Origin of the sequence: Protaetiibacter sp. SSC-01 (genome assembly GCF_014483895.1) — a bacterium.
In the GTDB taxonomy this organism is placed as follows: Bacteria; Actinomycetota; Actinomycetes; order Actinomycetales; family Microbacteriaceae; genus Homoserinibacter.
Genome location: NZ_CP059987.1, coordinates 2362301 through 2376225, shown reverse-complemented (window position 1 = coordinate 2376225; position 13925 = coordinate 2362301). Strand labels below are relative to the sequence as shown.

Sequence of the window (13925 nt, the reverse complement as noted above, 5' to 3'; positions counted from 1 at the left end):
CCGCCCCCGCTACCATTCCGCGACTTGACGCGGGGGAATCACACGAGTGTAATTAGCAGGAACGTGACGGCCGGTGTCGCGAGGGGAGGGCGGAATGACGAGGAATGAGTATCGTCCCTCGGTCCCCGAGGACTGGTTCGTCGACCCTGTCAAGCTCGGCATGCCGGGCCTGCGCCCCGCCACCGTCGAGGACGACGACAACCCCCTCGCGTGGCAGACCGACGCGCTGTGCGCGCAGACCGACCCCGAGGCCTTCTTCCCCGAGAAGGGCGGCTCCACGCGCGACGCGAAGCGCATCTGCACCGGCTGCTCGGTGCGCGCCCAGTGCCTCGAGTACGCGCTCGAGAACGACGAGCGCTTCGGCATCTGGGGCGGGCTCTCCGAGCGTGAGCGGCGCAAGCTGCGTCGCAGCCGTACGGCGTAGGCCGGGGCGGGGTCGGGTCTCGAGACGCGTCCGCCTCACGGCGGGCGCTCCTCGACCACCTGAGGCTGGCTGAACTGCGTGGCGCTGCCCCGCATCCGTTGAACGGCGCTTAGCGTGGGAGGGATGCCCAGAGTCACCGCGATCCTCGTCGTCCAGGACGGCGACGGCTGGCTCGACGGCACCCTCACGGCGCTCGCCGCGCTGACGCGACGCCCCGACGCGCTCATCGTCGTGGCCGAGCCGACGACGCAGTTCCGCACCGAGACGCTCGAGGCCGCCGGTGTCACGCAGGTCGTGACCGCGACGGGCGGCAGCTACGGCACGGGTGTCGCCCGCGCCCTGCGCGCCGTGCCGCCCGCCGAGGGCGAAGAGGAGTGGCTGTGGCTGCTCCGCGCCGACTCGGCGCCCGAACCGGATGCGCTGCGCGCCCTGCTCGCGGCCGTCGAGGTCGCGCCCTCGGTCGCCGTCGCGGGACCCAAGCTCGTCGACCCCTCCGACCACGCGCGCCTGCGCTCTTACGGCGAGACCATCTCGCAGCTCGGCGCGACCGTCGTGCTCGTCGAGGACGAGCTCGACCAGGCCCAGTACGACACGGTCACCGACGTGCTCGCGGTCGCCGTCGACGGGGCGCTCGTGCGCCGCCCCGTGTGGCACGCGCTCGACGGGCTCGACGCCGGGCTGCCGGCCGCCGACGCCGGGCTCGACCTCGGCATCCGCGCCCGCCTCGCGGGCCACCGCGTCGTGCGCGTGCCCGACGCGCGCGTCGAGCGCGCCCGCAACCCCGAGGACATCGGCCGCAGGCGCCCAGCGAGCCCGCGACTGCGTCGCCGCGTCGCCCGCAGCGCGCAGCTGCACCGCCGCTTCGTCTACGCGCCCGCCCTGCTCGTGCCCGTGCATTGGCTCGCGCTCCTGCCGCTCGCGATCATCCGCTCGCTCGGGCAGTTGCTCGCGAAGCGGCCGAACGCCGTGCCGGGGGAGCTCTCGGCCGCGCTCCGCGCTCTCGTCGACCCCACCGTGCCGGGTGCCCGCTCCCGCCTGCGCCGCGCGGACAAGGTCGGCTGGCGCGCGATCGCACCGCTCCGGATGCGGGGGGCCGCCCTGCGCGAGCAGCGTGCGCACGAGCGCGACCGCATCGACGACCGACTGGGCCGGGAGCGCGACCTCGTGCGCGCATCCTTCCTCGGCGGCGGCACGTGGGTCGTCGCGGCCGTGATCGTCGCGGGCGTCATCGTCTTCTGGCCCCTGCTCGGAGCGGCGACGCTCGAGGGCGGCGGGCTCCTGCCGCTCGCGTCGCGCGCGACCGAGCTGTGGTCGCGGATCGGATGGGGCTGGCGCGAGATCGGCGTCGGCTTCGCGGGCGCGGCCGACCCCGCGACCTACCTGTGGGCTCTGCTCGGCTCGGCAACGTGGTGGGACCCGTCGTTCTCGATCGTGCTGCTGTGGTTCGCGGCGCTGCCGTTCGCGGCGCTCGGCGCGTGGTGGGCGGCGACCCGACTCTCCGAGCGCGTCTGGCCGCCCGTCGCGGCCGCGATCCTGTGGGCCGCCGCACCCGCGTTCCTCTCGGCGCTCGGGGAGGGGCGCGTCGGCGCCGTGCTCGTGCACCTCCTGCTTCCGTGGTTCGCGCTCGCGCTCATCGAGGGCGCGCGATCGTGGAGCGCCTCGGCGGCCGCCGCGCTCCTCTTCGCCGCCATCACGGCCGCGGCCCCCGTAGTCGCACCCGTGCTGCTCGTGGGCGTCATCGCGTGGGCGTTCGCGCGGCCGCGCGGCTTCGTGCGCACGATCGGCGTGCCCATCCCCGCGATCGCGCTCTTCGCGCCGCTCGTGATCGACGCGATCCGCAGCGGCTCGCCGCTCGCGGCGCTCGCCGACCCGGGCGTCGTGCTGCCGTACACGCCGACGAGCGGCTGGGGGCTGCTCATCGGGCGCGCCGACGGCGATGCGTCCGGATGGGGCGGCATCCTCGCGCTCCTCGGCCTGCCGACCGCCGGCTGGGAGACGATCGTGCCCGCGGCCCTCCTCGCGCTCGTCGTGCTCGTCGCGCTGCTCTCGCTCTTCCTGCCGGGCGCCGGGCGCTCGATCCCGGCCCTCGCGCTCGCGGCGGGCGGCCTCGCGACCGCGTGGGCCGCGAACAGCCTGCACGTGACGACCGTCGGCACGGCCGTCACGGGCCCCTGGCCGGGCAGCGCGCTGAGCGTCTACTGGCTCGGCCTCGTCGGCGCCGCGGTCGTCGGGCTCGACGCCATTCGCCGCGCCGCCGTGCCCGTGGGCGTCGCCGCGGTCGCCGCCGCCGTCATCGCGGTCGCGCCGCTGCTCGGCGCCTCGCTCGTGGGAGCGTCGCCCGTGCACGCGGGCGACGGGCGCATCCTGCCCGCCCTCGCGGATGCCGCGGCCGACGCCGACCCGGGGGTCGGCACGCTCGTGCTCACGCCGCAGCCCGACGGGTCGCTCGCGGTGCAGCTGCAGCGCGGCGAGGGTGCGACGCTCGATGACCAGTCGGCGCTCCACGCGGGCCGCACGAGCCTCTCGGACGACGACCTCGCCCTCGCCGAGCTCGCCGGCAACATCGCCTCGCGGGGCGGCTACGACCCCGCCTCCGAGCTGCAGCGCTTCCAGGTGGGCTTCGTGCTCGTCTCGCCCCAGAACGCGGGGGCGGGAGCGGATGCGGCGGCCGTTCGCCAGCGCGCCGTCGCCTCGCTCGACGCCTCGCCCGCCATGACCGCCGCGAGCGACAGCGGCTACGGCACCCTGTGGACCTTCACGGGCCTCGAGCGCACGGAGGACGACGAGCCCGCTCGCGGCGCGTGGGGCGTCGGCGTGCTCGCCGTTCAGCTCACGGTGCTGCTCGCGGCGCTCCTGCTCGCGATCCCGACGGGGCGGCGCCGGCGCGTCGTGCAGACGCGCTCGTCGCTCGATGAGCCGGCCGCGACGACCTTCGACGAGGACAACGATGGCTGACGACGAGCGCATGGATGCCGAGACGGTGACGCCGGAGCACGGGACGCCGGAGCCGGTGACGCCGGAGCCCGGGACGCCGACGGGCGAGACCCCCGCGGCCGAGGCCGCCGCCCCGGAGACGGGGGAGCCCGCGGAGACCCCCGTCCCTGCCCCCAAGCGCACGCCCGGCGCCGGTCGCCGCGCCACCGTCGTGTCGCTCCGCATCGTGCGCGGGATCGTGGGCCTCGCGGCCGCCGCCGCCGTCGTGGCAGCGGTCGGGCTCGTGCCGCTCACGACCTTCGGCGTCGAGCCGCTCGGCACGGTCGTCGAGCCCGAGCCCGCCGACCTGCAGACGGTGTGCCCCGGCTCTCTTCTGCGCCTCGGCGACGAGAGCGGCGGGGAGGCCGGCAGCGTCTTCCCCGTCGGCACGCCGACGCTCACGACGGCGGCCGAGCCGGGCGAGCCCGCGGCATCCGCGCTCGCCGGTGGCGACGCATCCGGCTCCTCGACCGCGCAACAGCCGACGACCCTCGTGCTGCCGGCCTCCGAGAGTGCTGTGCTCGCGGCCGCTCAGCGGCAGGACCCGGGCGGGCAGGGCGGCATCAGCGGCCTCGCGGCGACGGCGTGCGCCGAGCCGACGAGCTCCGCGTGGCTCGTCGGCGGCGGTACGACCGTCGGGCGCACGAGCATCCTGCATCTCGTCAACCCCACCGCCGTCGCGGCCGACGTCACGCTCGAGCTGTGGAGCGAGTCCGGGCAGGTGCGCGCGCCCGGCATGGCGGGCATCACCGTCCCGGCGGGCGGACGCCTCGCACTTCCGCTGAGCGGCTTCGCGCCCGACCTCGCGTCCCCCGTGGTGCACGTCGAGGCGCGCGGCGGCCAGGTCGTCGCGTGGCTGCAGACCTCCGTCACGCGCGTGCTCGACCCGGGCGGCGTCGACCTTGTGGCCGCGGGCTCCGCGCCCGCGCGCGAGCTCGTCATCCCGGCCGTGCGCATCCACAACGCCACGGCCGTGGCCGGCTCGCTCGGCATCGAGGGCTACGACGACCTCGCCTCGATCATCCGCCTCGGCAACCCCGGCGACGAGGTCGCCAACGTCGAGGTGAGCCTCACGCCCGTGACGGGCGGCGCGTCGCCGTCGACCTTCGAGGTGAGCCTCGCGGGCGGGGAGGTCAGCGACACGCCGCTCGAGGCCGCGCACGAGCTCGGCGAGGAGATCCTCGCCGACGGCTCCTACCTCGTCTCCGTCCGCTCCGACGTGCCCGTCGTCGCGGGCGTGCGCACGTCCACGATCGACGCGCCCACGCAGCGGGGCGACGGCCGCCTCGTGCCGGGCGACGCCGACCTCGCCTGGTACGCCTCCGCCGCCGAGCTCCGCGAGGATGCCGCTCTCGCGGTCGCCTCCGCCGCCTCGCCCGTGCTCGTGGCCGTCTCGGTCGACGGCGAGGCGCACACCCTCCAGCTCGTCTCGCTCGAGGGCGACGGTGAGCTCACGGTCGAGGTGCCGGCGATCGGCGCGGTCGCCGCGACCCTTCCCGGGGGCAGCGGCTACCGCATCCGGGGTGGCGAGGGCGTCGCGGCGGCGGTGAGCTTCGCGGGGTCGGGCGCGATCGCCTCCTACCCCGTGGTGTCGCCGCGGGCAGCGGATGCGCCGCTCGTCGTGCGCCCGTAGGCGCCGCTCTCAGAAGTGGCGGAACCGCTCGGGGGCGATGTCCCACGGGTCCTTGCCGAGCAGCTCGGCGACCGCGCGGAACACGCAGCTCTCGATGTACGAGCGGCGGTGCCAGTCGTCGTCGCGGTGCAGCTGCGCGAGGCGCTCGATCGGCACCCGGTAGAGCACGACTCGGCGCGTGCGCGGGTCGGTGCGCCAGCGGTCGACGCCGTCGGGCCCCGGCTCGCCCGGCGGCACCGCGCCGATGTCGAAGCGCACGCCCACGAGCTCGTCGGGCCACAGCGCGCGCAGGTACTCCACGGCGGATGCGACGCACGCGTCGAAGAAGTCGACGCGCGTGCGCAGCATCGGCAGATGCGGACCCGTGATCGCGGAGCGGGGACCGCGCCCGTGACGGTCGCGGTAGCCCGTCCTCGGGGAGACGCGACGCGCGGAACGAGGCATGTCCCGAGTCTAGGTCGGTGCGCGGCGGTAGGCTCGCCTCGATGAGCGCGCGACCGTGCAGCAAGGTGGCCTGCGGCAGGGATGCCGTGGCGACCCTCACGTACGACTACGCCGACGCGATGGCCGTGCTCGGGCCCCTCGCCATCCGTCGCGAGCCGCACAGCTACGACCTGTGCGTCGGGCACGCCGAGCGGCTCTCGGCGCCCCAGGGCTGGCAGGTCGTGCGGCACGTCACGGTCGGTGAACTACAGTCGTAGTCCGTGACTAGCGTCGATCTCTCGCCCTTCGTGAAGGCCTACGACGTGCGCGGACTCGTCGGCACGGAGCTGACCTCCGAGGTCGTGGAGGCGCTCGCGGCGGGCTTCGTCGACGAGCTCGACGCGGCGGGGCAGACGGTCGTCGTCGGTCACGACATGCGCGACTCGAGCCCCGAGTTCGCCGCCGCTTTCGCGCGTGGCGCGTCGGCGCGCGGCGCCGACGTGGTGGGCATCGGGCTGTGCTCGACCGACGAGACCTACTTCGCGTCCGGCCGCTTCGACGCTCCCGCCGCGATGTTCACGGCGAGCCACAACCCGGCCCGCTACAACGGCATCAAGTTCAGCCGCGCGGGCGCGCAGGGCATCTCGCTCGCGACGGGGCTCGCCGCCATCCGCGACCGCGCCCAGGCGTACCTCGAGGCGGGCTCCGTCGCATCGGTCGAGACGCCCGGCTCGGTGACGACGCGCGACGTGCTCGCCGACTACGCGGCGCACCTGCGCTCGCTCGTCGACCTCTCCGGCATCCGTCCCCTCAAGATCGTCGTGGATGCCGGCAACGGCATGGGCGGCATGACCGTGCCCGCCGTGCTCGGCGACGCGGCCGGCCTCTCGGCGCTGCCGCTCGAGATCGTGCCGCTCTACTTCGAGCTCGACGGCACCTTCCCGAACCACGAGGCGAACCCGCTCGAGCCCGAGAACCTGCGCGACCTGCAGGCGGCCGTTGTGGAGCACGGCGCCGACCTGGGCCTCGCCTTCGACGGCGACGCCGACCGCTGCTTCGTCGTCGACGAGACGGGCGCGCCGGTGTCGCCGAGCGCCGTCGCCGCGATCGTCGCCCAGCGCGAGGTCGCGCGTGTGCGCGCGGCGGGGGAGACGGGTGACGTGTTCGTCATCCACAACCTCATCACCTCGCGCTACGTGCCCGAGGCGATCGAGGCGGCGGGAGCCATCCCCGTGCGCACGAACGTGGGTCACTCGCTCATCAAGGACCGGATGCGCGAGACGGGCGCCGTCTTCGGCGGAGAGCACTCGGCGCACTACTACTTCCGCGACTTCTGGGGCGCCGACAACGGCATGCTCGCGGCGATGCACCTGCTCGCCGAGTTCGGTGCGCAGGATGCGCCGCTCTCGCAGTTCGCGGCCTCCTTCGACCCGTACGCGCTCTCGGGCGAGATCAACTCGACCGTCTCCGACGTGGCCGCCGCCTACACGCGCATCGTCGAGGCCTTCACGGGCCGCGGCGAGTTCGACGAGCTCGACGGTCTGACCGTCACGGGCGCGCCCGACGAGGGCTTCTGGTGGTTCAACGTGCGCCCCTCGAACACCGAGCCGCTCCTGCGTCTCAACGTGGAGGCCGCGACGCCCGAGCAGATGGCCGCCATCCGCGACGAGGTCCTGGCGCTCATCCGCGCCTGAAACCCCCGCCATAGTTCCCGTTCCGCGCGTTTGTTCCCGAAGGAACGGGTGCGAACACGCGGAACGGAAACAATCAGCGGGGCCTGCGACAATGGACGGATGAGCATCGCCACCCCCGTCACCGCCGTCGCGCCCTACAAGGTCGCCGACCTGTCGCTCGCCGAGGCCGGACGTCACCAGATCCGCCTCGCCGAGAACGAGATGCCGGGCCTCATGGCTCTCCGGGCCGAGTACGGCCCCACGCAGCCTCTGAAGGGCGCGCGCATCGCCGGCTCCCTGCACATGACCGTGCAGACGGCGGTGCTCATCGAGACCCTCGTCGCGCTCGGCGCGCAGGTGCGCTGGGCGAGCTGCAACATCTTCTCGACGCAGGATGAGGCTGCCGCGGCCGTCGTCGTCGGCCCCGCGGGCACCGTCGAGGCCCCCGCCGGCGTGCCCGTCTTCGCCTGGAAGGGCGAGACGCTCGAGGAGTACTGGTGGGCGACGAGCCGCATCTTCGACTGGACCGCGGAGGCCGCCGAGGCGGGAGCCGAGTGGATCGGCCCCAACCTCATCCTCGACGACGGCGGCGACGCGACCCTGCTCGTGCACTCGGGCCGCGAGTTCGAGCTCGCGGGCACCGTGCCTGAGACCCCTGCGGATGCGAGCCACGAGTGGTCGATCGTGCTCGACACCCTGCGCGCCTCGCTCGCCGAGGACCCGCGGCGCTGGACGCGCATCGCGGCCGACATCCAGGGCGTCACCGAGGAGACCACGACGGGCGTGCACCGCCTCTACGAGCTGCACCGCGACGGACGGCTGCTCTTCCCGGCCATCAACGTCAACGACTCCGTGACGAAGTCGAAGTTCGACAACAAGTACGGCATCCGCCACTCGCTGCCCGACGGCCTCAACCGCGCCACCGACGTGCTCATGGGCGGGAAGGTCGCCTTCGTGTGCGGCTACGGCGACGTCGGCAAGGGCGCCGCGGAAGCGCTCCGCGGCCAGGGCGCGCGCGTCATCGTGTCGGAGATCGACCCCATCAACGCCCTCCAGGCCGCGATGGACGGCTTCCAGGTGACGCGCCTCGAGTCGGTCATCGACGAGGTCGACTTCGTCGTCACGGGCACGGGCAACAAGAACGTCGTGACCGTCGACCACATCCTCGCGATGAAGCACCTCGCCGTCATCGCGAACGTCGGCCACTTCGACAACGAGATCGACATGGCCGGGCTCGAGACGCTCGCGGGCGTCGAGAAGGTCGAGATCAAGCCGCAGGTGCACGAGTGGCGCCTGCCGAACGGCCGCAGCGTGCTCGTGCTCTCTGAGGGCCGCCTCATGAACCTCGGCAACGCGACGGGCCACCCGAGCTTCGTCATGAGCAACTCGTTCTCGAACCAGGTGCTCGCCCAGCTCGAGCTGTGGGTCAACCGCGCCGCCTACGAGACGCAGGTCTACGTGCTGCCGAAGGTGCTCGACGAGAAGGTCGCGCGCCTGCACCTCGCGTCGCTCGGCGTCGAGCTCACCGAGCTCACCCCCGAGCAGGCCGCCTACATCGGGGTGCCTGTCGAGGGGCCCTACAAGGTGGAGCACTACCGCTACTGAGTCATCGGGGGCTGGTTTCGACACGCCCGCTCCGCGGGCTACTCGACCAGCGGTAGACACTCCGCAGGCTGCTCAACCAGCGGTAGACACTCCGCGGGCTCCTCAACCAGCGGGCTGACTCGCTGGTTGAGTAGCGGCGCAGCCGCGTGTCGAAACCAGCCCCCGGTCACCTAGCCGCGCAGTACGGGCGCGAGCCGCGCGAGGCGCTCGGCCTCGAGCTGCAGCGCACGCGCCTCGCGGTCGCGCCGCGCGACCGTGACGCCCGCGAGGAAGAGCTCCGGCTCGACGGCGGGCAGCGGCGAGACGTACTGCGACGCCTCGTGTGCGAGCTGCTGCGCCAGGTAGCCGCGGCGCACCGAGTCGAAGTCGCGCGCCGAGGCGAGGAACGACGCGATGCGTCGCGCGAGGGGGTCGGGCATCCGTGCCACGTCTGCGACCTGAGCCCACCCCGCGAGCTCGATCGGCATCCCGAACACTGGCGTCGCGACGCGCGGCGCCCTCTCGTACTGCGCGTACGTGCCCGCGAGGTGGTCGCCGAGCCGCTTCGAGCGGGGGGAGAGGATGCCGACGAGCGCCGCGAGGCCGCCGAACGTCAGCAGGAACTCGAGCACGCCGACGAGGGCGCGGATGGCGGCGTGCCGGAAGCCCGCCGCACCGCCGTCATCGCGCACGATGCGCGCGCCGACCGCGAGGCGCCCGAGCGACTTGCCGCGCGTGAGCGTCTCGACGAGGCACGGCGCGACGACGAAGGCCGTGACGAGGCTCGTGATCGTGAACACGGTCGCCCAGGCGCCCTCGAGCCCGAGCTGCCCCGCGGGCACGAAGAACGCGAGGATCAGCACGATGAAGAGGATGAGCGACGCCGCGAAGTCGATGACCGCGCCCGCCGCGCGGAGCGCGAATCCGGCGGGGCGCAGGTCGAGCGCGACCGCCTCGCCCGTGAGGAGCGCATCGTCATCGGAGAGGGTGTCGACCCAGTCCGCGTCGGGCTCCGCCGCCATGCGTATCATTCAAGCAGATGGACCTCGACGCCTACGCCGCCGCCCACGGTGCGGAGTGGCAGCGGCTCGCCCAGCTGGCCCGCAACCGGCGCCCGTCGGGACCCGAGGCCGACGAGCTCATCGAGCGCTACCAGACCGGCGCGGCCCAGCTCGCGACCATCCGCACGACCGTCGGCGGTTCGGCGCAGGGCGAGCACCTCTCGCTCGCCCTCTGGCGGGCGCGCCTGCTCTTCACGGGGGTGCGCCGCAATCCGCTGCACGCGCTCGCGATCTTCGCCGTCGTGCAGCTGCCGGCCGCGCTCTACCGCGTGCGGTGGCTGACGCTCGCGGTCGCCGCCGCGACGGTCGCGATCTCGGCCGCCTACTTCGTGTGGCTGTCGACGGATGCGCGCGCGTTCGCCGCCCTCGGCCTCCCCTCCGACCTGCAGCAGTACGCGGAGGAGGACTTCGTCGGCTACTACTCCGCCTACTCGGAGGCGGGCTTCGCGGCGCAGGTCTGGACGAACAACGCGTGGATCGCGGCGCAGTGCGTCATGTTCGGCATCCTCGGGCTCTGGGTGCCGTACGTGATCTTCCAGAACGCGCAGGGCCTCGGGGTGTCGGCGGCCGTCATGAACCACTACGACCGGCTCGACCAGTTCTTCCTCTACATCTCGCCGCACGGCCAGCTCGAGCTGTACGCGATCTTCCTCGCGGCGGCCGCGGGGCTCATGATCTTCTGGTCGTGGATCGCACCGGGCGCGCGAACCCGCGCGCAGGCGCTCGCGCAGGACGGCCGCGCGTTCTTCACGGTCGTCGTGGGGCTCGTGGTGGCGCTCTTCGTCTCGGGCGTCATCGAGGGCTTCGTGACCCGTCAGGACTGGCCGTGGCCGATCAAGATCGGCATCGGCACGGTCGCGCTCGCGGCCTTCCTCGTCTACCAGTGGGTCGTCGGCCGACGCGCCGCCCGCGCGGGGGAGACGGGCGACCTCGAGGAGTACGAGACGGGTTCGCGGCGCGCGGTCTCGGTGTGACCTCCGCCGCCCCGACCCGACCGGCCCCCGCACATGACAGAGCTCTCATGAAAGCCGTTCGGCGCTCTCATGCTCGCGAGCGAGGCTGAGGGCGACGCAAGGGAGGCTTCACCATGAAGCGCACGGGGATCTTCGCCCTCGCCGCAGGCTGTGCGATGGGCGCGACCGCGCTCGTCGGTGGGATCGGCTACGCGTCGGCGCTCGACGTCGCCGAGCAGACGGGTCGTTCGATCGACGTGGCGGGCGTGAGCACGGTCGACGGCGACACGAAGAGGCTCGCCGACTCGCCCAAGCTCGACCCCTCGGCCGAGCCGAGCGATGAGGCGACCGCGGACGACGCGCCCGCCGATGGCCCGGTCGAGAGCGACGAGGTCGTCCCGCCGGTCGTCGACGACGACGGCACGGGCGATCAGGGCTCGGGCGATCAGGGCTCCGGCGACGCGGTCGACGAGGTCGACCCCTCCGACCCGATCGTGATCGACGACCGGAAGAAGAGCGACAAGCGCTGCGGGTCGTTCAAGCAGGAGCGCGCCGCGTGGCTTGCCGCGCAGGACGGCGACCCGGCGGTCGGCGGCGACGGCAAGACGTGGACGAGGGACGGTTCCGAGGGCTGGGGCGACGCGCGCTCCGGCGACAAGAACCGGGGTGAGAAGTCCTGGGGCGACAAGTCCTGGGTCGACGGGAGCCGGTCGGGTGAGCACGGCCCCGGCTCGTCGTGGGACGGCACGTCGGATCGAGGCGGTGACCGTCACGGCGACGGGCACCGATCCGGCAAGGGCGGCGGTGGCCACCACGGCGGCAAGCACGGTGGCGGCGGCTGGGGCGGCGGTCGCCACTGACCGTCCCGGTCGCGTGAGCCCGGCCGCCTGGGTCGCATGAGCCGACCGTCCGAGACGCGGATGCCGCGGGGTGCAGGGCCCCGCGGCATCCGTCTGCCCGGGCGCCCGTGCGGCGCGACGGATGCCGAGCGACGGATGCGGCGGGCCGCGCCCGTTAGTCGGGCTCGCCCGTGAAGCGGTAGCCCATGCCGCGCACCGTCTTGAGGTGACCGGCGCCGATCTTGCGGCGCAGGTAGCGCACGTAGACGTCGACGACGTTCGAGCCCGGGTCGAAATCGAGCCCCCACACGCGGCTCAGCAGCTGCTCGCGGCTGAGAACCTGCTCGGGGTTGCGCATGAACTCCTCGGCGAGGGCGTACTCGCGCGCCGAGAGGTCGAAGGTGCCCGCGGCCGAGGTGATGCGCCGCGTGCGCAGGTCGAGGCTCACGCGGCCGCAGTCGAGCGACTGCGCGGGCGCGGGGGTCTGCTGCTGGCGGGCGTCGGCGAGGCGCACGCGCACGCGTGCGAGCAGCTCGTCGAAGCGGAACGGCTTCGCGACGTAGTCGTTCGCGCCGCCCTCGAAGCCCGCGACGGTGTCGGCGGCCGAGTCCCGGGCCGTGAGGATGATGACGGGCACCGTGCTGCCGCCCTCGCGCAGGCGGCGCAGCACGTCGAAGCCGTCGATGCCGGGCAGCCCGATGTCGAGCAGCACGAGGTCGAAGCCGCCGTCGCGTGCGAGAGCGAGAGCGTCGACGCCGTCGCCGACCGTCTCGACGCCGTAGCCGGCGGCCCTGAGACCCTTCTCGACGAACGACGCGATGCGCCGCTCGTCCTCAGCGACCAGGATGCGCGGCATCCGGAACCTCCTCGGGCGGGTCGATGGGCAGCGAGAGCGCGACGCGGGCCCCCGAGCCGGCGGGGTTCTGCGCGTACGCGCGACCGCCGTGCGCGAGCGCGATCGCGGCGACGATCGAGAGGCCGAGGCCCGAGCCCTCGACGCCGCGGCCGACCTCGACGCGCGCGAAGCGGTCGAAGATCCAGTCGAGCTGCTCCTGCGGGATGCCGGGGCCGTGATCGCGCACCCACAGCTCGAGGCGCTCGGCGCCGTCCTCGTGCACGGTGCGGCTGCCGACCTCGATCGCCGTGCCGGCGGGCGCGTACTTGGCGGCGTTCTCCGCGAGCTGCAGCCAGGCCTGGGTGATGCGCGCGGCGTCGAGGCGCGCGACGACGTGGGCCGAGCCCGCCGTGCGCCACTCGTGCGCGGGGCTCAGGGCGCGCGCCTTCGCGAGCACCTGCTCGGTGAGCTCGGCGACGTCGACGGGCTCGCGGTGCAGGAAGTCGGGGCGGCTCGTCTTCACGAGCAGGGCGATGTCGTCGACGAGCACGTTCATGCGGTCGAGCTCGTCGATCGACAGCTCGCGCGTGGCATCCACCTCGGCGGCGTTCGCGGGGTCGAGCAGCTCGAGGTGCCCGCGCACGATCGTGATGGGGGTGCGCAGCTCGTGGCTCACGTCGTCGAGCAGGCGGCGCTGCGCGTCGAAGGAGCGTTGCAGGCGGTCGAGCATCGCGTTGAAGGTGCGCGCGAGCTCGGAGACGTCGTCGCTGCCCGTCGCCTCGATGCGCCGCTCGAGGTCGTTCTCGCCGATGCCGGCCGCGGTCTGCTGCAGCGAGCGGAGGGGGCGCAGGAGCCGCCCCGATACGAACCAGCCGACGAGCGCGACGATCACGAGCGAGCCCGCCGCGACGAGGGCGTAGGTGCGGAACGCCTCGCTGATCTCCTCGAGCTCGGCGTCGAGGTCGTAGGCCGAGACGTAGAGGCCCTCGGCCGCATCCGTCTGGATCGCGACGGGGATGACGACGTAGCGCAGCGTGCCGAACGCGGTCGACGCCGTGCCGCGCACGACGGCCTCGGCATCCGCCTCCTCCACGACCCGCTCGACGAAGGCCGGGTCGTCGTCGAGGCGGAAGCTGATGCCGCTCGAGGGTCGCAGGCGCGGGAGGCCGTCGATGAGTCCGAGCGTCGACTCGTTGTGGTCGGGCAGCACGCGCTTCATCGACTGGTTGAGGAAGTCGAGCACGGTGCCGGGCGCCTCGCTGCCGTCGCAGCCCTCGGCGATGCACTGCAGACCCTCGACGCTCGCGGTGAGGCGGTCGTCGATCTGGGCGAGCACGCGTTCGCGCTGGATGAGGTAGGCGCTCACGCCCGCGGCGGTCATGCCGATCGCGGCGGCGAGGATCATCGACCCCAGGATGCGGGCCCGCGCCGAGCGCGCGATCTGCCGCAGGGGACTCGCCATCCCCCGATTATGGCCGTGCCGTGGCCCGCGTTCGAGGGGTGCCGTCTCGCATGGGCCAGGACGGC

General features: G+C 73.7%; 12 protein-coding genes. 8 read left to right on the top strand and 4 right to left on the bottom strand.

What is annotated here, in order from left to right; all coding sequences use genetic code 11:
• The first annotated feature begins 94 nt into the window (after nt 1–94).
• The 3 genes from H4J02_RS11245 to H4J02_RS11235 all read left to right on the top strand — a co-directional run bounded on the left by H4J02_RS11245 (nt 95) and on the right by H4J02_RS11235 (nt 5030).
• Nucleotides 95–424 (top strand): WhiB family transcriptional regulator, encoded by a 330-nt coding sequence (locus H4J02_RS11245; RefSeq protein WP_187674663.1) that lies wholly within the window; start codon nt 95–97, stop codon nt 422–424.
• Nucleotides 425–547: 123 nt separating this feature from the next.
• Nucleotides 548–3379: a glycosyltransferase gene (locus H4J02_RS11240; RefSeq protein ID WP_187674662.1), complete on the top strand. Its 2832-nt coding sequence runs from the start codon at nt 548–550 to the stop codon at nt 3377–3379.
• A complete protein-coding gene (locus H4J02_RS11235; RefSeq protein ID WP_187674661.1) occupies nt 3372–5030 on the top strand; it encodes a DUF5719 family protein in 1659 nt (552 codons plus the stop codon). Before H4J02_RS11240 ends, H4J02_RS11235 begins: the two co-directional genes overlap by 8 nt.
• 9 nt (nt 5031–5039) lie before the next feature.
• On the opposite strand, the gene H4J02_RS11230 is transcribed toward H4J02_RS11235, so the two are convergent.
• Nucleotides 5040–5474, bottom strand: coding sequence for a metallopeptidase family protein (locus H4J02_RS11230; protein WP_187674660.1), 435 nt, complete (start codon nt 5472–5474; stop codon nt 5040–5042).
• A 41-nt stretch (nt 5475–5515) separates the two neighbouring features.
• Here H4J02_RS11230 and H4J02_RS11225 point away from each other — a divergent pair, with 41 nt between their 5' ends.
• The 3 genes from H4J02_RS11225 (at nt 5516) to ahcY (ending at nt 8731) form a co-directional block, all read left to right on the top strand.
• Nucleotides 5516–5731 (top strand): DUF3499 family protein, encoded by a 216-nt coding sequence (locus tag H4J02_RS11225; protein WP_187674659.1) that lies wholly within the window; start codon nt 5516–5518, stop codon nt 5729–5731.
• A gap of 3 nt (nt 5732–5734) precedes the next feature.
• Nucleotides 5735–7147 (top strand): phosphomannomutase/phosphoglucomutase, encoded by a 1413-nt coding sequence (locus H4J02_RS11220; RefSeq protein ID WP_262406054.1) that lies wholly within the window; start codon nt 5735–5737, stop codon nt 7145–7147.
• Between the two features lie 99 nt (nt 7148–7246).
• Nucleotides 7247–8731, top strand: a complete 1485-nt coding sequence (gene ahcY / locus H4J02_RS11215; protein ID WP_187674658.1) for an adenosylhomocysteinase — start codon at nt 7247–7249, stop codon at nt 8729–8731.
• A 170-nt stretch (nt 8732–8901) separates the two neighbouring features.
• On the opposite strand, the gene H4J02_RS11210 is transcribed toward ahcY, so the two are convergent.
• On the bottom strand, nt 8902–9732 hold the full coding sequence (locus H4J02_RS11210; protein WP_187674657.1) for an RDD family protein: 831 nt from the start codon (nt 9730–9732) through the stop codon (nt 8902–8904).
• Nucleotides 9733–9749: 17 nt separating this feature from the next.
• On the opposite strand from H4J02_RS11210, the gene H4J02_RS11205 reads away from it, so the two are divergent.
• Together H4J02_RS11205 and H4J02_RS11200 are read left to right on the top strand one after the other, a co-directional pair.
• The gene (locus H4J02_RS11205; protein ID WP_187674656.1) at nt 9750–10745 is read left to right on the top strand and encodes a stage II sporulation protein M; all 996 of its coding nucleotides are present in this window, start codon (nt 9750–9752) and stop codon (nt 10743–10745) included.
• A 113-nt stretch (nt 10746–10858) separates the two neighbouring features.
• On the top strand, nt 10859–11584 hold the full coding sequence (locus H4J02_RS11200; RefSeq protein WP_187674655.1) for a hypothetical protein: 726 nt from the start codon (nt 10859–10861) through the stop codon (nt 11582–11584).
• Nucleotides 11585–11738: 154 nt separating this feature from the next.
• Here H4J02_RS11200 and H4J02_RS11195 read toward each other — a convergent pair whose 3' ends face one another.
• Together H4J02_RS11195 and H4J02_RS11190 are read right to left on the bottom strand one after the other, a co-directional pair.
• Nucleotides 11739–12419, bottom strand: coding sequence for a response regulator transcription factor (locus H4J02_RS11195; protein ID WP_187674654.1), 681 nt, complete (start codon nt 12417–12419; stop codon nt 11739–11741).
• Nucleotides 12397–13860, bottom strand: coding sequence for a cell wall metabolism sensor histidine kinase WalK (locus H4J02_RS11190; RefSeq protein WP_187674653.1), 1464 nt, complete (start codon nt 13858–13860; stop codon nt 12397–12399). The genes H4J02_RS11195 and H4J02_RS11190 overlap by 23 nt, the downstream gene beginning before the upstream one ends.
• Between the last annotated feature and the right edge of the window lie 65 nt (nt 13861–13925).